This is a genomic window from Streptomyces resistomycificus, assembly GCF_001514265.1.
GTDB classification, from domain to species: Bacteria; Actinomycetota; Actinomycetes; order Streptomycetales; family Streptomycetaceae; genus Streptomyces; species Streptomyces resistomycificus.
The window spans coordinates 1,207,791-1,226,068 of the sequence record NZ_KQ948988.1; the positions used below are offsets into that span (position 1 = coordinate 1,207,791).

The 18,278-nt window shown below is 72.3% G+C and carries 15 protein-coding genes and 1 pseudogene; 7 read left to right on the forward strand and 9 right to left on the reverse strand.

What is annotated here, in order from left to right; all coding sequences use genetic code 11:
- Positions 1-15: 15 nt before the first annotated feature.
- The 8 genes from AQJ84_RS05145 to AQJ84_RS05180 form a co-directional block, all read right to left on the reverse strand.
- The gene (locus AQJ84_RS05145) at positions 16-1,005 is read right to left on the reverse strand and encodes an AraC-like ligand-binding domain-containing protein (RefSeq protein WP_053191726.1); all 990 of its coding nucleotides are present in this window, start codon (positions 1,003-1,005) and stop codon (positions 16-18) included.
- A 118-nt stretch (positions 1,006-1,123) separates the two neighbouring features.
- Entirely contained in the window at positions 1,124-3,394 is a 2,271-nt protein-coding gene (locus AQJ84_RS05150; RefSeq protein WP_053191722.1) for an ATP-binding protein, read from the reverse strand.
- Between the two features lie 123 nt (positions 3,395-3,517).
- Positions 3,518-4,234 carry an alpha/beta fold hydrolase gene (locus AQJ84_RS05155; RefSeq protein WP_030040893.1) on the reverse strand — a complete coding sequence of 239 codons (717 nt, stop codon included), beginning with the start codon at positions 4,232-4,234 and terminating at the stop codon, positions 3,518-3,520.
- A 36-nt stretch (positions 4,235-4,270) separates the two neighbouring features.
- Positions 4,271-5,242, reverse strand: a complete 972-nt coding sequence (locus AQJ84_RS05160; RefSeq protein WP_030040894.1) for an alpha/beta hydrolase — start codon at positions 5,240-5,242, stop codon at positions 4,271-4,273.
- 252 nt (positions 5,243-5,494) lie between these two features.
- Positions 5,495-6,550 carry an NAD(P)/FAD-dependent oxidoreductase gene (locus tag AQJ84_RS05165; RefSeq protein ID WP_030040895.1) on the reverse strand — a complete coding sequence of 352 codons (1,056 nt, stop codon included), beginning with the start codon at positions 6,548-6,550 and terminating at the stop codon, positions 5,495-5,497.
- Positions 6,551-6,561: 11 nt separating this feature from the next.
- Positions 6,562-7,080, reverse strand: coding sequence for an isoprenylcysteine carboxyl methyltransferase family protein (locus AQJ84_RS05170; RefSeq protein ID WP_030040896.1), 519 nt, complete (start codon positions 7,078-7,080; stop codon positions 6,562-6,564).
- On the reverse strand, positions 7,077-8,165 hold the full coding sequence (locus AQJ84_RS05175) for a type III polyketide synthase (RefSeq protein WP_053191720.1): 1,089 nt from the start codon (positions 8,163-8,165) through the stop codon (positions 7,077-7,079). The genes AQJ84_RS05170 and AQJ84_RS05175 overlap by 4 nt, the downstream gene beginning before the upstream one ends.
- Positions 8,166-8,361: 196 nt before the next feature.
- Positions 8,362-9,204 carry a UbiA family prenyltransferase gene (locus tag AQJ84_RS05180; RefSeq protein WP_078631951.1) on the reverse strand — a complete coding sequence of 281 codons (843 nt, stop codon included), beginning with the start codon at positions 9,202-9,204 and terminating at the stop codon, positions 8,362-8,364.
- A gap of 595 nt (positions 9,205-9,799) precedes the next feature.
- Here AQJ84_RS05180 and AQJ84_RS05185 point away from each other — a divergent pair.
- The 7 genes and pseudogenes from AQJ84_RS05185 (at position 9,800) to AQJ84_RS05215 (ending at position 17,446) form a co-directional block, all read left to right on the forward strand.
- Positions 9,800-12,115 (forward strand): FdhF/YdeP family oxidoreductase, encoded by a 2,316-nt coding sequence (locus tag AQJ84_RS05185; RefSeq protein WP_030040901.1) that lies wholly within the window; start codon positions 9,800-9,802, stop codon positions 12,113-12,115.
- A 3-nt stretch (positions 12,116-12,118) separates the two neighbouring features.
- Positions 12,119-12,451, forward strand: a pseudogene (locus tag AQJ84_RS05190) (chorismate-binding protein); the annotation flags it as partial.
- A gap of 280 nt (positions 12,452-12,731) precedes the next feature.
- Positions 12,732-13,817 (forward strand): S-(hydroxymethyl)mycothiol dehydrogenase, encoded by a 1,086-nt coding sequence (locus AQJ84_RS05195; protein WP_030040903.1) that lies wholly within the window; start codon positions 12,732-12,734, stop codon positions 13,815-13,817.
- Complete coding sequence (locus tag AQJ84_RS05200) at positions 13,817-14,446, forward strand: MBL fold metallo-hydrolase (RefSeq protein WP_030040904.1); 630 nt, start codon at positions 13,817-13,819, stop codon at positions 14,444-14,446. The genes AQJ84_RS05195 and AQJ84_RS05200 overlap by 1 nt, the downstream gene beginning before the upstream one ends.
- Before the next feature lie 216 nt (positions 14,447-14,662).
- Complete coding sequence (locus AQJ84_RS05205; protein ID WP_030040905.1) at positions 14,663-15,025, forward strand: bifunctional 3-phenylpropionate/cinnamic acid dioxygenase ferredoxin subunit; 363 nt, start codon at positions 14,663-14,665, stop codon at positions 15,023-15,025.
- Positions 15,022-16,185 carry an NAD(P)/FAD-dependent oxidoreductase gene (locus tag AQJ84_RS05210; protein ID WP_079022684.1) on the forward strand — a complete coding sequence of 388 codons (1,164 nt, stop codon included), beginning with the start codon at positions 15,022-15,024 and terminating at the stop codon, positions 16,183-16,185. Before AQJ84_RS05205 ends, AQJ84_RS05210 begins: the two co-directional genes overlap by 4 nt.
- 130 nt (positions 16,186-16,315) lie before the next feature.
- Positions 16,316-17,446 (forward strand): aromatic ring-hydroxylating oxygenase subunit alpha, encoded by a 1,131-nt coding sequence (locus tag AQJ84_RS05215; RefSeq protein WP_059198801.1) that lies wholly within the window; start codon positions 16,316-16,318, stop codon positions 17,444-17,446.
- A gap of 1 nt (position 17,447) precedes the next feature.
- Here AQJ84_RS05215 and AQJ84_RS05220 read toward each other — a convergent pair whose 3' ends face one another.
- Complete coding sequence (locus tag AQJ84_RS05220; protein ID WP_030040909.1) at positions 17,448-18,245, reverse strand: IclR family transcriptional regulator; 798 nt, start codon at positions 18,243-18,245, stop codon at positions 17,448-17,450.
- Positions 18,246-18,278 lie beyond the last annotated feature (33 nt).

The window sequence follows — 18,278 nt, forward strand, 5'->3', positions numbered from 1 at the left end:
CGCCGACGGTACGGATCAGGTCCCGGGGAACGCGCTCTCCGCCCCGGCGGCCGCGGGAGCGCGCCGATCCCGCCACTCGCGGGGCGGGACGCCGTAGGCCGTACGGAACGCGCGGCTGAAGTGGGTGGGGCTGACGAAGCCCCAGCGCCGGGCGACCGCCGACACGGTGGGGTTCGTCCGGCCGCGGCGGGCCAGCTCGCGCGCGCACTCCTCCAGTCTGCGCCGCTGGACGAGGCGGGTGACGGTGATGCCCTCGCCTTCGAAGAGCCGGTGCAGATATCGGACGGAGATCTGGTGCGCCCCCGCGATGGCCTCGGGTGACAGGGCGGGATCACCCAGGTTCCGGTCGATGTGGTCGCGCACCCGCACCACCAGGGGGTCGCGCGTGCCGTCCGGGCCGGCGTCGGCCTGACGGGTGCGTTCGGTCACCAGGGCGGCGACGAGGTCGACGACGCTGCCGGCCAGCCTGCCCCCGACGGCCGGGGAGTAGGAGTGCGCCGAGGCCGCCAGCGAGGCCAGGAAGGGCGGCAGCACCGTGCCGAAGCCGTCGGCGGCGCCGATGGCGGTGCCGGTGATCCGGCGCAGGTCGGCGTCGGGAACGCCCAGCGCGTGACGGGGGAGCACGAAGACGTGGGAGACGAACCGCTCCGGGTGGTCCAGGGAGTACGGTCGTGTCGTGTCGTAGACCATGAGGTCCCCCTGCCTCACCGCGGCCCGCCGACCGTCCTGGGCGAGGGTCGCCGACCCCGACACCTGGACTCCCACGGCCAGGAACGCCTCGGGTGAGGACGCGATGAGTGACGGCGTGCGGCTGACCCGTCCGGCGTCCGCCTCCAGCGTGGACACCCGCAGACACCCGAGGCCGGTGGTCGTGATCCGGCCGTCGAACGGGCCGGTGCCGCGCGGGGTGACGGTCATGGGTACGACGGCTCGCCCCACCGCGTCCCGCCAGTACGCGACCTTGTCCCGGTCGGGAACCGAAGCGGTGGTCAGCACCGGACTCAACTGGCTCGCCCCCTGTCGTGTGCGCCGGCGGCCTCTCGGTCTGGCGGCCCGCCGGTTCCCCAGCAGCCAAGCAGGCGGGCGCCGGGGGCTCCAGGCAGAACACAGGCAGAAAGCCGGGTCAGTCCGCGCGGGCGAGTTGCTCACGGGCCTGTGTGACCGCACCCGGGTCCGCGCCCGCGCCGAGGGACAGACAGCGGGCGAACGTGTCCCGGGCCTCGGCCTCGCGTCCGGCGGCGCGCAAAGCCTTGCCGAGTTCGACCAGAGAGCGGCTCTCCAGACCGGTGTTGCCGCTGTCGTGGCTGAGCTCGACGGCCGTTCGCAGGTGCTCGACGGCCTCGTCCCAGCGCTCCAGGAGGGCGTAGGCGCGACCGTTTCCGTTGTGTCTGTTGAGCCGGGTGAACAGCGCGATGTGCGGTTCGAGGCGGTCCTGGGCCCGGTCGAGGAGGGTCAGCATCCGCTGGTTGGCGGCGATGGCCTCCTCCGGCCGGCCGGCCTCCAGCAGGACGCTGCCCTGGCCGCTCATGGCCTGGAGGGCGCCGTGCACGTCACCGGCGGCCCGGAACAGCTCGGCGGCCCGCTGGTTGTGTTCGGCGGCCGACGTGAAGTCGCCGAGCCAGCGCAGCGCCCAGCCCGTGTAGAAGTGCGCCCACGCCTGCTGCCCCGGGTCACCGGCGCGCTCGGCGACCGCGAGCGCCTGCGCGGCGCGGGCGAGACTGTCGCGGTGGCGTCCCTCGCACACGAGCAGCGCCCAGGCGTGGTAGTTGAGCTGGGTCGCCTCGGCGAGTGGATCGCCGAGGGCCTGCGCGCTGCGGGCGGCGGTGCCGAAGACCTCCGGCCAGTGCCCCCAGTAGATCCACTGGTCGGAGAACCAGTGCAGGGCCTCGGCCACCTCCACCACCCCGGCGTGCTCGCCCGCCTCGGCGGCCCGGCGCAGCGCGGCCAGCCAGTTGGCGCCCTCCGCCTGCAGCCACCGGCGGGCACTCTCGGCGCTCGACAGGTCGACGTCGCCCTGCCAGGCGGCCGGCGGGGCCCCGTGCCCGGGCTCGTACCAGCGGCCCGCCACCACGGCGGTCTCCAGGAGCCAGTGGTGCATCGCGGCGCGGGCCCGCCCGGAGTCCTCGGCGCTCTCCTCCGCCGCCAGCCGGGCGCGGGCGAACAGCCGTAGCAGGTCGTGGAAGCGGTAGCGGTCACCCTCCATCCCCAGCAGACCGGTCTCGACCAGTTCCTCCAGGGTGTCCTCGGCGTCGAACAGGTGCTGCCCGGTCAGCCGTGCCGCGCAGGCCGCGCCGACGTCCGGCCCCTCCACCAGGGCGAGCCGACGGAACAGCCGGGCCGCCCCGGGCGTGAGCTGCCGGTACGACAGGTCGAACGCGGCCGACACCCTGAGGTCTCCGGCCGCCAGTACGTCCAGGCGGCGTTCCTCCAGGGCCAGCCGGTCGGCCAGCCGGCGCACACTCCAACCGGTACGGGTGGCCAGCCAGTTGCCGGCCACCCGCAGCGCCAGCGGCAGATGCCCGCACCGCTCGGCGACCTCGGCCAGCGCGGCCGGATCCGCACCGGCCCGCTCCGCACCCACCAGGCCCGTCAGGAACACGGCCGCCTCGTCCGCGCTCAACTCCCCGAGCGGCAGCCGGTGCACGCTCTCCAGCCCGGTGAGCATCCGTCGGCTGGTCACCAGGACCAGCACCGCTCCGCCGCCGGGCAGCAACGGGCGGACCTGGGCCTCGTCACGGGCGTTGTCCAGCACCAGCAGACACCGCCGGTCGGCCAACACCTGCCGGTACAGCCCGGGATGGCCCTGCGGCCCGGCCTTCGCCAGATCCCGGTCGGCCACACCCAGCGCCTTGAGCACGCCCAGCATCAACTCGGCGGGCTCGGGCGGGGCGTCCTCCATGCCGCGCAGGTCCACCAGGAACTGGCCGTCCGGGAAGTGGTCCGCCAGCTCCCGCGCGGCGTGCAGGACGAGGGTGGTCTTGCCGGCGCCCGGGGGACCGGACACGGCGGCCACGACGGGGGGCCTGGACGGCGTACCTCCCACGCTGGACCCCGCCCCCCTCGCCAGCTCCCGCAGCCGCGCCGACTCCCGCTCCCGTCCCACGAAGTCGGCGATGCCGCGGGGAAAGGCGCGCACACCGGCCGGGCTGTAACCGGGGCAGCGTCCGGCCCGGGCGGCGGCCAGGAGGCGTTCGCGTCCCGGCTCCGCCAGGCCGAGGCCGTCGGCGAGCGCGGCCACCGTACGGCGCTGCGGGGCCGCCCGACGACCCCGCTCCAGATCCCCGATGCCCCGCACGCTGACCCCCGACGTCTCGGCCAGACCCTCCAGCGTCAGCGACGCCGCGAGCCGCAACTCCCGTAGCAGCGCCCCGAACGCCGCGCTCTCCCCGGCCAATCCGCCCCCTCGTGCACACCAGGCCCGGGCCAGATCGCCCGAACATGATCACGAGAATTGTATGAGGGCATGGTGGGCCTGCCGTGAACACGCGGTGCGCACGGCAGGCAGGGAGGCGTCGCGTCAGCCGGTCGCGCGCACCGCCTCGCGGATCAGGTCGGCGACCTCCTTGGGCCGGGACACCGCCACGGCGTGCGAGGCGCCCGCCAGCTCGACGACGGTCGCCCCGGCGCGCTCGGCGCCGAAGCGCTGCACCTCGGGGTTGATCGCCTGGTCCGCGCCGGCCACGAGCGCCCAGGACGGCTTGGCCCGCCACGCGGCGGCCGACGCCGCCTCCGTGAACGCCCCGGCGGCCAGCGGCCGCTGACTGACGGCGAGCACCTTGGTGACCTCGGCCGGCACGTCCGCGGCGAAGATCTCGGGGAACGCCTCCGGCTTGATGGTGAACTCCACCGCGGGCTGCGCACCCTCGACGGGGTACGTCCCCTCGCGCAGACTGCCGACCAGCGGCGACAAGGGGAAGCGGCCCTGCAGCTCGCCCAGGCTCTCGCCCTTCTCGGTGACGTAGGCCGCCACGTAGACGAGCCCGACGACGTTGTCGACGGTGCCGGCCACGGAGATCAGCGCACCGCCGTAGGAGTGGCCGACCAGCACGACCGGACCCTTGATCTGGGCGGCGACTGAGGCGATGTAGGCGGCGTCGGACGCCAGGCCGCGCAGCGGGTTCGGCGGGGCCACGACAGGGATGCCGTCGTGCTGCAGCTCGGCGACGACACCGGACCAGCTGCCGGCGTCCGCGAAGGCGCCGTGCACCAGAAGGACGGTGGGGGTGGTGGACATACGGGTTCTCCTCGTCGAGGTCTCTTGGGGGATGTCTCAGTGGCCGTGCAGGGCGGTGCGCAGTGTGCCCACGGCCAGCGCGATGGCGGCTTCGGCGGCGTGGGTCTCGCGCAGGGCGTTGAGCATCACGAAGTCGTGGATGACGCCCTGGAAACGCACCGCGGTCACCGGCACGCCGGCCGCGCGGAGCTTGTTCGCGTAGGCCTCGCCCTCGTCGCGCAGGACGTCGGCCTCACCGGTGACGACCAGGGCCGGCGGCAGCCCCGCCAGCTGCTCGGTGGTGGCCCGCAGCGGGGAGGCGGTGATCTGGGCGCGCTCGGCCTCGTCACTCGTGTACTGGTCCCAGAACCACCGCATGCCGTCGCGGCGCAGGAAGTAGCCCTCCGCGAACTGGTGGTAGGAGGCGGTGTCGAAGGACGCGTCGGTGACGGGGTAGAACAGCACCTGCTGGACCAGGGGGACATCGCCCCGCTCCTTGGCCATCAGGGTCAGCGCGGCGGTCATGTTCCCGCCCACCGAGTCACCGGCCACCGCGATGCGGCCGGCGTCCAGACCCCTGGACGCGCCCTGCTCCACGATCCAGCGGGCGACCGCGTAGTTCTGCTCGACGGCGACCGGGTAGCGGGCCTCGGGCGAGAGGTCGTACTCGGGGAATACCACGGCGGCGTTCGCACCCACGGCCAGCTCGCGCACCAGCCGGTCGTGCGTGTGGGCGTTGCCGAACACCCAGCCCGCCCCGTGAATGTAGACGATCACCGGCAGGACACCTCCGGCGCCGGCCGGGCGGACGATCCGGGTGCGGACCGCTCCGGTGGGGCCACCGGAGACGGTGATCCACTCCTCGTCGACCTCCGGCTTGGCGATCTCCCCGGACTGCACCTCGTCGACGGCCTTGCGGCCCTCGGCGGGTGGCAGGTCGAAGAGATAGGGCGGGTTCGCGGTCGCCTCGGCGAACGCGGCGGCCGCCGGCTCCAGGACCGGCTGAACCGGCTCGACGGCGTCGGACATGTGACTCTCCTGATGTCGTGCGTGAACCGCGGGTTCCGGCACCGCGGGTTCTCCACCCGGCACGCTAGGTCCACGAAGCCGACCGCTCTTGCCCCTCAGCGCCCCGCTGTCTGCCTCACAGCGCACGAGGACCTTCGAAGGCGCCCGAGCGGTGTCCGTCCCACCCGCCCGTGGGGCCGTCCGCTCCGGCCGCCGGGACCGCCCCGTAGGCGGGAGTGCCGCGTGGGTCGGTGACCGGGCGGTGGCCAGGGACTACCCGCTCGACCTGCCCGCCTCCACGTCCTGCCCGGCGGGGCGGGCCAGCGCGTCGACGGCCGCGGAGAACAGCCAGGGCAGCCGCTGGGCCAGCGGCACCAGCGCAGCGCGGGCCGGGGGCAGCCGTGTCGCGCCGAGCAGGGCGTGGGTCAGCCAGCGGTAGCGCCGGGTGAGCCGCCGCCACTCCCGCTCGTAGCCCGCCAGGTCACCGCTGGAGACGGCCCGGACGGCCGCCGGCGCCTGCGCGAGCGCCAGCGCGATGCCCTCTCCGGTCAGCGCGTCGACGTAGCCGGCGGCATCGCCGACGAGCAGCACCCGGCCGGCGGTGCGCGCGCTCGTGTCCTGGCGGAGCGGGCCCGCCCCGCGCACCGGCCCGGCGTGCCCGGCCCCGGCCAGCCGCTCCCGCAGCTCGGGGAACGCGGCCAGGTGGTCGTCGTACGACCCGCGGGCGGTGGTGAGCACCGCGACCCCCACGAGGTCGTCGGCCACCGGGGTCACGTAGGCCTCCGCGCCCCGGGACCAGTGGACCTCGACGTGATCGCTCCAGGGGGCGAGCAGGTAGTGCCGCCGCAGCCCGTGCCGCGGGCGGGCCGGGCGTGGCCGGTCGAGCCCCAGTGCCCGGCGGATCGGCGAGTGGAGGCCGTCGGCCGCGACGAGGTGACCGGCACGGACGCCGTCGACCGACACACCGCTCTTGTCCTGCTCGACACGGCGCGCGGTGCGCTGTTCGACCCGTACGCCCGCGGCCAGCACCACCTCACGCAGCGCGGCGTGCAGCGTCGTGCGGCGCACCCCGCGGCCCGGTCCCGCTCCGAAGTCGGCATCGACACGGCGCGGTCCGGCGACGTAGCGGATGCCGCGCAGATCGTGCCCCGGCGGGCACACCCCGAGGACCGCCAGGGCGGTGACGGCCCCCGGCATCAGGCCCTCGCCGCACGCCTTGTCGACGGTGCCGGCGCGTTGCTCCCACACGGTCACATCGAGCCCCGCCCGGGCCGCGTGCAGGGCGGTGGCCAGGCCTGCCGGCCCCCCGCCGACGACGAGCAGGTCCATGGGCGCCTCCTTCAGGCCAGTTCTGCCAGGGCGGCGTCCTCGGTGCGGATACGGGTGGCGAGCAGGCACCCGTTGAGCACGGTGAAGAGAACCGCCGTGACCCATGCCGAGTGCACCAACGGCAGCGCGAACCCCTCCACGACGACGGCGACGTAGTTGGGGTGCGGGACCCAGCGGTAGGGGCCGCCCGTCACGCGAGCGCCACCCGGCACGACGATCACCCGGGTGTTCCACTGCCGTCCCAGGGTGGCGATGCACCACCAGCGCAACGCCTGCGAGGCCGCGACGAGGGCGAGCATGGTCCAGGCGAGAACCGCCACCGTGTCCGGGCGGCGCGTCCACACCTCCACGAGCGCGCCGACCAGCAGACCCGTGTGCAGCACCACCATGAACGGGTAGTGCCCCCGCCCGGACTCCACGCCGCCCCGCGCGAGGCTGAAGGCGGCGTTGCGCCGGGACACGATCAGTTCGGCGACCCGCTCCAGACCGACGGCCAGGACCAGGACGGTGAACAGGACCTCGCTGCTCACCGCTCACCGCCCGGGGCGCGCAGGAGCACGAACTCGGAACAGAAGCCCGGACCCATGGCGACCATGAGCCCGTAGGAGCCGGGCGGCGCCGGGCGCTCGGCGAGGGTGTCCGCCAGGACGTGCAACACCGAGGCGGAGGACAGGTTGCCGATCCGCCGCAGCGAGTCCCAGGTCACGCCCAGGGCGTCCCGCTCGATGCCGAGGGCCTCCTGCAGCGCTTCGAGGACCTTGGGGCCGCCCGGGTGCGCCACGTACCAGCCGAGGTCGTCGCGGGTCAGTCCGTGGTCGGCGAGGAAGCCCCGGACGTCGTCACCGATGTGACGGCGCACCAGGTCGGGGACCGACGGGTCGAGCACGATCTTCAGCCCGCCGGAGCCGACGTCCCAGCCCATCATGCGCTCCGAGTCGGGGTAGAGGCGGCTGCGCGAGGCCAGGACCTCGGGACGAGCCGGGTCGTCGGACCGCGCGAGCGGATGCTCGGACCCGACGGCCACCACCGCCGCGGCGCCGTCCCCGAACAGGCCGCTGGCCACGAGGTTGGCGACCGAGGTGTCGTCGCGCTGCAGCGTGAGCGAGCACAGCTCGACCGACATCAGCACCGCGACCCCGTCCGGACGGCCGCGCAGCAGGTCGTGCAGGCGGGCGACACCGGCCACGCCCGCCACGCAGCCCAGGCCGACGAGGGGCAGGCGCACCACGTCGGGCCGCAGCCCGATCTCCGCCGCGACGCGGGCCTCGAGCGAGGGGACGGCCAGGCCGGTCACCGTGCACGACACGATGTAGTCGACGTCGGCCGGTGTGAGGCCGACGCCCTTGAGCGCGTCGACGACCGCGCGGGCGCCGAGCTCGACACCGGCCCGGATGAAGACGTCGTTCGACTGGCCGAAGTCCTCGAGCCGGGCGTACTCCTCCAGCGGGAGCACGGTGTGCCGGGTCTCGACGCACGCGTTGCGGTGGAACCGTTCCAGGACGCCACGGTCGACCGTGCCCTCGACCAGCGTGGAGGCGAAGGACTCGGTGATCTCCTCCTGACGGTGGCGGTGCTCCGGCAGGGCGCCGCGAACGCTGAGGACGCGCATGCTCATGCTGGCTCCTGTGATCGGCTGGTCGAACTGGTCGAACTGGTCGTGCTGACCGAACCGGCCGAACCGGCCGAACCGGCCGAACCGGTTGAGCTGGTCGGACTGGTCGGCCGGCCGGGCGAGTGGGCGACGGACTCCCGACGACGCTGCGCGCGCAGGCCGGCCACCGCTAGGTCGAAGAGGTGGGGCGGGGGCGCCATCAGCCGGCTGCCACGAGCAGGACGACGTCGACCAGGGCGATGGCCACCGCGGCCCGGAAGGGAGTACGACCGTGGGCGACCAGAGTGAGCACGGCGAGGACGATCACCACAGCGACGGCCGCCCACGCCCACGCCCGGGGGGTTCCCGCGGGGCCGAGCACGGCGAGCAGCGAGGCGGCGGGCAGCAGCACGGAGGCAAGGACGCGCGAGCGACGTTCACCGAGCCGGTGCGGGAGCCCGCGGACGCCGGTCCGCTCGTCGTCGGCGAGGTCGGGCAGCGTGTTGAGCAGGTGTGCCCCGACACCGAGCGCGGCGCCGGCGCCGGCCATCCACAGCGGCGCCCAGCCCTGGGCGGGGTCGGCGAGCGTGACGACCGACGGCAGCGTGCCGAAGGCGCACGCGTACGGCGCCCAGGACCACACGGTCGCCTTGAGCCCCAGGTTGTAGGCGTGGCCCGCACCGGTGGCAAGGGTGGCGTTGACCAGCGCGCTGCGCCAGTCGGTCAGCGCGGACAGCACGAGGCAGGCGAGTGCGGCCACGAGCAGGGCCGGCACCACCCGGCTGACCGGGAGGGCCCCGACGGCCAGAGGCTTGTCGGTACGACCTACGGCGCGGTCGCGCCGCAGGTCGAGCAGGTCGTTGCCCCAGCCGATCGTGAGCTGGCCGGTGAACACCGCCGCGGTGACGGCGACGGCGTCGAAGGGGCGCAGGTCCGCGCGGAGCGCGAGCAGGCCCGCGACAGCGGTGACCGCGAGGGCCGGGCCGCCGTGGGCGGCGGCGAGCAGCGCGGGCACGAGCGGCGGTCCGGGGCGCGCAGGGATCGCGGGGGTGGTCAAGGGCACAGCCACACCCTGCCCCCGATCGCCTCGGCGATGTCGTGAGAACGGACCATCCGGATGGTCAGCCCTCCTCGGCAGGACCGGCGCCAGGCCGAATGCCTTCGCGCGCACACCGTACGGGACTTCACGCTCAGGCCGGCCGAGTGCCGGTCGACGCGGCGGCTGCCGGAGTGGTCGGGCAGCCGCCGGGCCGGGTCGAGGAGGTCGCGCCAACCCTCGGGACGCGGGCCTCGGTCAACAGGACCGGTGCTTCCCGTCGCACGGGTGACCATCAGGGGCATGCAGGATCGCTGCCACGTTGCCCGCACGCTCACACGGGGCACTCCGGCATCCGGTGGACGTGTGCGGCGCGCGGACCGGGTTGCCGGACGCCATTGCCGTGTTCTCTCTCGGGGTTTCGTGGGTGCTGCGTCGAATCGGCGGCGCGGGCGGCCTTGACAGAAGGTCGCACGTCAGGCTTTCTTAGTGCGTTGCGTATGGAGATACTGTTGCTTAATGAGCAACTCGCCTGGTCTCCGGTGGCGGCTCCCCGTACGCCGGGCCGCGAGCCCGGCGATGAGTGGCTCTGATCCCCTCTACCTGCGGAGTAGCACTTCCGATGACTCGCAAGGCACCTGCTGAGGATCCCGGCGACGCCCGTCTGCGGGTCGGGCCCCCAAAGGAGTACGCCGCCGGCATCCCGGCGGTCACTTCCTCACTGCGCCACGCCGGGGAGCAGATGGGGGCCCGCCGCAGCCTGCTCACCCTGCTCCAGGTCAACCAGAAGGGGGGCTTCGACTGCCCCGGTTGCGCCTGGCCCGAGCCGGAACACCGGCACCGGGCGGAGTTCTGCGAGAACGGGGCCAAGGCGGTGGCCGAGGAGGCCACCCTCCGCCGGGTCACCCCGGACTTCTTCGCCGAGCACACCCTGGACGACCTGCTTCCCCGCGGCGACTACTGGCTCGGGCAGCAAGGACGCCTCACCCACCCCATGTACCGCCCGGCCGGCAGCGACCGCTACCAGCCGATCTCCTGGGACGACGCCTTCGCCGTGATCGCCCGCGAACTCACCGCGCTCGCTCACCCGGGCCAGGCGGCGTTCTACACCTCCGGACGGGCGAGCAACGAGGCCGCGTTCGTCTATCAGCTCTTCGTCCGGATGCTCGGCACCAACAACCTGCCGGACTGCTCCAACCTGTGCCATGAGTCCAGCGGTTCGGCCCTGACGGAGACCATCGGCATCGGCAAGGGCAGCGTCCGTCTGGACGACCTCCACGAGGCCGATCTCATCCTCGTGGTCGGCCAGAACCCCGGCACCAACCACCCCCGCATGCTCTCCGCGCTGGAACAGGCCAAGCGGCGGGGCGCTCGCATCATCGCCGTGAACCCCCTGCCCGAGGCCGGGCTGCTCCGGTTCAAGAACCCCCAGCGGCCCTCCGGCCTGCTGGGCGGCGGCACCCGGCTGGCGGACCAGTTCCTGCCGATCAGGCTGGGCGGAGACCAGGCGCTGTTCCAGGCCTTCAACCGCATGCTGCTGGAGGCGGAGGACGAAGCCCCCGGCACCTGCCTGGACACCTCCTTCATCGACCGGTACACGCATGGCTTCGAGGAATTCGCCGAGCAGGCCCGCAAGGCGTCGTGGGACGACATCCTGGAAGCCACCGGCCTGCCCGAGGAGGAGATCCGGGCCGCGTTCCGCCAGGTGCTGGCCGCCGACAAGGTCGTGGTCTGCTGGGCGATGGGGCTCACGCAGCACCGTCACTCGGTACCCACCATCCGGGACGTGGTCAACTTTCTGCTGCTGCGCGGCAACATCGGCCGCCCGGGCGCCGGTCTCTGTCCGGTGCGCGGTCACTCCAACGTGCAGGGCGACCGGACGATGGGGATCTACGAGAAGCCGGACGGCGCGTTCCTGGACGCGCTCGGCGCCGAGTTCGCGTTCACGCCCCCGCGGCAGCACGGTCACGACGCGGTGGAGACGATCCGTGCCATGCGCGACGGAGACGTACGGGTCTTCGTCGCGCTGGGCGGCAATTTCGTCGCCGCGGCCCCCGACACCGAGCTGACCGAGCGGGCGCTGCGCAACTGCCGCCTCACCGTCCAGATCTCGACCAAGCTCAATCGCTCGCATGTCATCGCAGGGGAGCGGTCCCTCATCCTCCCCTGTCTCGGCCGGACCGAAGCCGACGAGGGGCCGAGCGGGCCCCAACTGGTCACGGTGGAGGATTCCATGGGCATGGTGCACCTCTCGCGGGGGCGGCTCGCCCCCGCGTCCGAGCATCTGCTGAGCGAGGTCGCGATCATCTGCCGGATGGCACGGGCCACCCTCGACGAGACAGGTCCGCAGGTACCGTGGGAGGACTTCGAGGCGGACTACGACCGCATCCGCGACCGCATCGAACGCGTGATCCCCGGCTTCGGCGACTTCAACACCCGGGTACGACGGCCGGGCGGTTTCGCCCTGCCCCACCCGCCCCGCGACGAGCGCCGGTTCACGACCGCCACCGGTCTGGCCAACTTCACGGTCAACCCGCTGGAGTGGCCCCACGTCCCGCCGGGCCGACTGCTGCTGCAGACGCTCCGCTCCCACGACCAGTACAACACCACCATCTACGGCCTGGACGACCGCTACCGCGGGGTCCGCCAAGGCCGCCGGGTGCTCTTCCTGCACCCCGACGACCTCACCGAGCGAGGTCTGGCAGAGGGAGACCTCGTCGACATCGTCAGCGAGTACGGGGACGGCGTGGAGCGCAGGGCGCGTGCCTTCCGGGCCGTGCCGTACCCGACCCCCCGAGGCTGTTGCGCCGCCTATTTCCCCGAGACCAACGTCCTCGTGCCCCTGGACTCCACGGCCGCCGTCAGCAACACGCCCACGTCGAAGTCCGTCGTCGTGCGGCTGGAACCGGCCTCCGCGGACACGCAGCCCCGTGCGTGACCGACGGGCGTGCCGCGTTCCGCCGGTCGTCCGCTCATCGAGGCGCTGGAGGGCGCGCCGCGCGGCCCCTGCTGCGGTGGCGTCGGCTGGGTCGACGCCGACCGCGCCGCGGGCGAGCTCGCGGTCGGCATCCGCACCTTCTGGATCGACCGCACCGCTTCCGGCGGCTCGTCACTGCGCTTCGGTACGGGAGCCGGGATCACCTGGGACTCCGACCCCGAGCGGGAGTGGGTCGAGACGCAGTTCACAGCGCGTCGACTGCTCACGGTGGCGTCGGGCGCGTACCGGCCGAGCGGCGTTCCCGCCCGCTCGACGGCGGGTGCCTTCCCACGGTGACCCCATGACGACCGGCCGGTCCACGCACACCACGCAGTCCACCTCCTCTGCCCGCTGAGAAGCGGTGGGACCCGCGAGCGGCGGAGTCGTGGATCCGACATGTGCCGCCACGCCCCGCCTGGCGTTCACGCCGCTGTGCCGCCCTCCCGACCGGCTGACGGAACCGTCGTCGCGCTCCTTGACCCCCGGTCGGCGCTCAACGATGCTGTGTTGCGACACGTGAGATGTGTGCCGTAATGAGCAACATCTGATTCAAGTCTCGACCAGTCGAGGAGTGGCCATGACGCACCAGGTCCGTGCTGTCGTCGCGCGGGGCAAGGGCGCCCCCGTCAGCCTGGAAACGATCATCGTGCCCGACCCGGGTCCGGGTGAGGCACTGGTGAAGATCGAGGCCTGCGGGGTCTGCCACACCGATCTGCACTATCGCGAGGGCGGCATCAACGACGACTTCCCGTTCCTGCTGGGCCACGAGGCCGCGGGGGTCGTGGAGTCGGTCGGGGAGGGGGTCACCGACGTCGCTCCCGGCGACTTCGTCATCCTCAACTGGCGCGCGGTGTGCGGTCAGTGCCGGGCCTGTCTGCGCGGACGGCCCTGGTACTGCTTCAACACGCACAACGCGAAGCAGAAGATGACCTTGACTGACGGCACCGAGCTCTCGCCGGCGCTGGGCATCGGCGCGTTCGCGGAGAAGACGCTGGTCGCGGCCGGGCAGTGCACGAAGGTCGACCAGACCGCGTCGGCCGCCGCCGCCGGTCTGCTGGGGTGTGGCGTGATGGCGGGAATCGGCGCGGCCATCAACACCGGGAGCGTCGGACGGGGGGACTCGGTCGCCGTCATCGGCTGCGGCGGTGTCGGGGCCGCGGCGATCGCCGGGGCGAACCTGGCGGGCGCGGCGAAGGTCATCGCGGTCGACATCGACGACCGCAAGCTGGAGACCGCCGCGAAGCTGGGCGCGACCCACACCGTCAACTCCGGGAACGCCGACGCGGTCGAGGCGATCCGCGAGTTGACCGGTGGATTCGGCGCGGACGTGGTGATCGAGGCGGTGGGCCGCCCGGAGACGTACCGGCAGGCCTTCTACGCTCGCGACCTCGCCGGTACGGTCGTCCTGGTCGGTGTGCCCACCCCGGAGATGAAGCTGGAACTGCCGCTGCTGGACGTCTTCGGCCGCGGCGGCGCGCTGAAGTCCTCCTGGTACGGCGACTGCCTGCCGAGCAGGGACTTCCCGATGCTGATCGACCTCTATCTCCAAGGCCGGCTCGCCCTGGACGCCTTCGTCACGGAGACCATCGCGCTGGACGAGGTCGAGAAGGCCTTCGAGCGGATGCGCCACGGCGACGTGCTGCGCTCGGTGGTGGTCCTGTGATGGCCGCCCGCATCGAACACCTCGTCACCTCGGGAACGTTCTCGCTGGACGGCGGCACCTGGGACGTCGACAACAACGTGTGGATCGTCGGCGACGACACGGAGGCGATCGTCATCGACGCCGCACATGACGCCCAGGCGATCGCCCGAGCCGTCGGCGGACGCACCCTGCGGGCCGTCGTGTGCACCCACGCGCACAACGACCACATCGACGCCGCGCCCGAACTCGCGGCGCTCACGGGCGCCCCGGTCCTCCTCCATCCGGACGACCTGCCGCTGTGGAAACAGACCCACCCGGACAAGGCGCCGGACGCCGAACTGACCGACGGCCAGAGCATCGCGGTGGCCGGCGTCGAGCTGACCGTGCTGCACACCCCCGGCCACGCCCCCGGCGCGGTCTGTCTGTACGCGCCTTCTCTCGCGGCGCTCTTCAGTGGCGACACCCTGTTCGCCGGCGGACCGGGGGCCACGGGGCGGTCGTACAGCCACTTCCCGACCATCATCGAGTCGATCCGGGACCGGCTGCTGAAGCTGCCGGGCGACACCGTCGTGCACACCGGGCACGGGGAGACGACGACCGTCGCGGCGGAGGCCCCGCACCTCCAGGACTGGATGGACCGCGGCTTCTGACGCCCGTCGGCGCACCCCGCGCGCCCGCTGTGTCGGCTCACGATCGCCGTGAGTCGACACAGCGGGCTGTAGTTGTCTTATGTGAATCGCGTTTTCCATGACGCAACGCGACGAACGACTCGGAGGAGCCTCGGAACGCCTTGACAAGGGTTCTGGGCGACCTCAAACTAATGTTGCGCTTACCGCAATCCGTTTCGCTATACGCACCGAGGTGTCATGATGATTCCCGCGTGCCGTCTCGAGGATCTCCCGCGAGGCGAGGCCCACCGGCTCGATGTCGATCCGCCGGTTTCGGTGTTCCACACCGACGACGGCGAACTCTTCGCCATCGACGACACCTGCACCCACCAGGACGCGTCGCTCGCCGACGGCTGGCTGGAGGGTTGTGAGGTGGAATGCCCGCTGCATGCTTCGAAGTTCGACCTGAGGACCGGCGCGGTCGACTCCCCGCCGGCCAAGCTTCCGGTGCGGACCCACGAGGTCTTCGTCGAGGACGGCATGGTCTACGTCCGCCTGTCCATGGACGCCCCCAACCTGCCGCCCTGCGTCGCGGCCCGGCTCGCCGGCGGTCCCGCGTGAGGACGGTCGCCGTGGTCGGTGCCTCGCTGGCCGGCCTGTCGGCGGCACGCTCGTTGCGGAAGCAGGGATATGACGGGCGGTTGGTCGTCATCGGCGAGGAGCTTCACCGTCCGTACGACCGGCCGCCGCTGTCCAAGGAGTTCCTCGCCGGCATCCTCGGGGAGGCCGAACTCGCCCTTGAGTCCGCCGACGAGGACCTGGCGGCGGAGTGGCTGCTCGGCGTCCGTGCGACCGGACTCGACCACACGGAGCGTGCCGTCCGGCTCGCCGACGGCCGGGAGGTGCGGGCCGACGGCGTCGTCATCGCGACCGGCGCCGCGGCGCGCACCCTCCCCGGCTCCGAGGGTCTGGCCGGAGTCCACACGCTGCGCACCCTGGACGACGCCAGGGCCCTGCGCGGCGAACTGGCCGAAGGGGGGAGGCTGGTGGTGATCGGTGGCGGCTTCATCGGAGCCGAGGTCGCCTCCACCGCTCGCGCCCTCGGTCTGGACGTGACGGTCGTCGAGGCGGCCCCGACACCACTGGCCGGACCACTCGGCGAAGCCATGGGCGCCGTTGTCTCCGGACTGCACACGGACCACGGCGTACGGCTGTTGTGCGGTGCGGGCGTCAAGGGGTTGAGCGGGGAAACCCGCGTCGACGCCGTCCTGTTGGAGGATGGCCGCAGCATCCCCGCCGACATCGTGGTGGTCGGTGTGGGGGCCCGCCCGTGCGTCGAGTGGCTGGCAGGTTCCGGCATCGCTCTCGACAACGGCGTCAAGTGTGGCGCGGACGGGCGCACCAGCCTGGCGGGTGTGGTCGCGGTCGGCGACTGCGCCAACTGGTACGACCCGCGCACGGCGGCCCATCGCCGCGTCGAACACTGGACCGGTGCGCGCGAGCGCCCCGACGCGGCGGTCGCCACGCTGCTCGCGGGCGGTGCGGTGGAGCCGGGTGCCCCGCGGCCGCCGTACTTCTGGTCCGACCAGTACGGAGTGAAGATCCAGTTCGCCGGTCACGCGGCCGGAGCGGACAGCGTCACCATCGAGGCGGGTGCCGCGGACGACCGGGACGTCCTGGCCGTATACCGGCGGGCCGGGCATCCGGTCGCCGTACTCGGGATGAACCAGCCGCGGCTGTTCACGCGCTGGCGCAAGCAGATCGCCTCCACCACGTCTTGACACCGCCCCGGTGGCAACCCATGCTGCGGTTGCACATAGCGCGTAGCGTTGCTCTATACACAACGCCTTCCGGAGTGGCTCTTCCCGGCGCGTGAATGACCCCTCCACGACGTACTCCGAGGAGTTCACCGTGACCTCGACCAGCCTGCCGGACAGCCTGATCGCCACCCTCCCCGGTTCCTCCTACACGGACCCCGGGATTTTCGCCCAGGAGCAGGAGCGCATATTCGAGACCATGTGGTTCTGCGTCGCGCGCGCGTCCGAGCTGACGAAGCCCGGTGCCTTCCGGACCGTCGACGTAGGCCGCGAGAGCATCCTGGTCACCCGGGCCCGGGACAACTCGATCCGTGCGTACTTCAACGTGTGCCGGCATCGCGGGGCCAAGCTGTGCACCGAGGAGTCCGGCGAGGTCAAGCGGGCCTTCCAGTGCCCGTACCACGCCTGGACCTACGGCCTGGACGGCAAACTCGTCGCGGCGCCCAACCTCACCAAGATGCCCGACGTGGGCCGTACCGAGTACGGCCTGGTGAGCGTGGCCGTGCGCGAATGGCTCGGCTACGTGTGGGTCTGCCTGGCGGAGAATCCGCCCTCCTTCGAGGCGGACGTCATCGGTGACGTCGTCTCCCGCCTGGGCGACGTCGAGTCGATCGAGCGCTACGGGATCGAGAACCTGTCGGTCGGCAGGCGGATCGTCTATGACGTGAGGGCGAACTGGAAGCTCATCATCGAGAACTTCATGGAGTGCTATCACTGCGCCACGATCCATCCCGAACTCACCGAGGTGCTGCCGGAGTTCGCGGACGGCTACGCGGCCCAGTACTACGTGGGCCACGGTGCCGAGTTCGGTGAGGAGGTCCAGGGCTTCACCATCGACGGATCCGAGGGTCTTGACCGCATTCCCGGGGTCGCCGAGGACCAGGACCGTCGCTACTACGCCATCACCGTCCGGCCGCAGGTCTTCGTCAACCTCGTGCCCGACCACGTGATCTTCCACCGGATGTACCCGATGGCCCACGACCGCACGGTCGTCGAGTGCGACTGGCTCTACCTCCCGCACGTCGTGGACGGCGGAAAGGACGTCAGCCGGTCCGTGGAACTCTTCGACCGGGTCAACCGCCAGGACTTCGACGCCTGCGAACGCACCCAGCCCGGAATGAGCTCCCGGATGTACGCCAAGGGCGGCGTCCTGGTGCCCAGCGAGCACCACATCGGTGCTTTCCACGACTGGGTGAACGAGCGCCTGGGTACCCCTCGGGGGTGACTCAGCCCAGGTAGCCCATCCGGTGGCTGATCTCCTCGGCGCCCTTGATCAGTACCGGGGCCAGCTCGCGCATCCGCTCCTCCGTGAACCGGTACGCGGGCCCGGAGGCCGTGACGGCCGCGATGACCTCTCCGTCCCGGTCGAGGACCGGCGCCGCCATGGCGTGCAGGCCGAGCTCCAGTTCCTCCTTCGTCCATGCGTAGCCGGCTTCCCGCACCTCGGCGAGGTTCTTCTCGAGCTTGGTCTTCGAGGTGATGGTGTGCGGCGTGACCTTCTTGAGGCCGGACTCGGCCAGCAGCGCGGCGCGCTCCTTGGTGGGCAGATGTGCCAGCAGTACCTTGCCGCTGGACGTGGCGTGCAGCGGCGTCAGCTGGCCGACCCAGTTGTGCGCGGTGACCGCTCCCGGGCCGCGTACCTGGTAGAGGTTGATCGCGTAGTGCTCCTGCAGTACGGCGATGTTGACCGTCTCGCCGAGCTCCTCCGCGAGACGCTCGCACACCGGGCGGCCCTGCTGGGTGATGTCGATACGTCCCGTCACCGCGCCGGCCAGGCGTACGATGCCGAAGCCGAGGCGGTACTTGCCGCGTTCCCCCGCCTGCTCCACCAGGCCCCGCGCCTCCAGGGCGCCGAGCAGACGGAACGCGGTCGACTTGTGAACCTCGATCTCGGCGGCCACCTCGCTGACGCCCGCCTCGCCGCGCTGGGCCAGGATCTCCAGGACGCTGATGGCGCGGTCGACCGACTGGACTCCACCGGCCTGCGAATGTGACGTTTCGGTGTCTTGGCTTTGGTTGCTCACAACGAAACTATACGCGCAGTAAACAACAGCGTT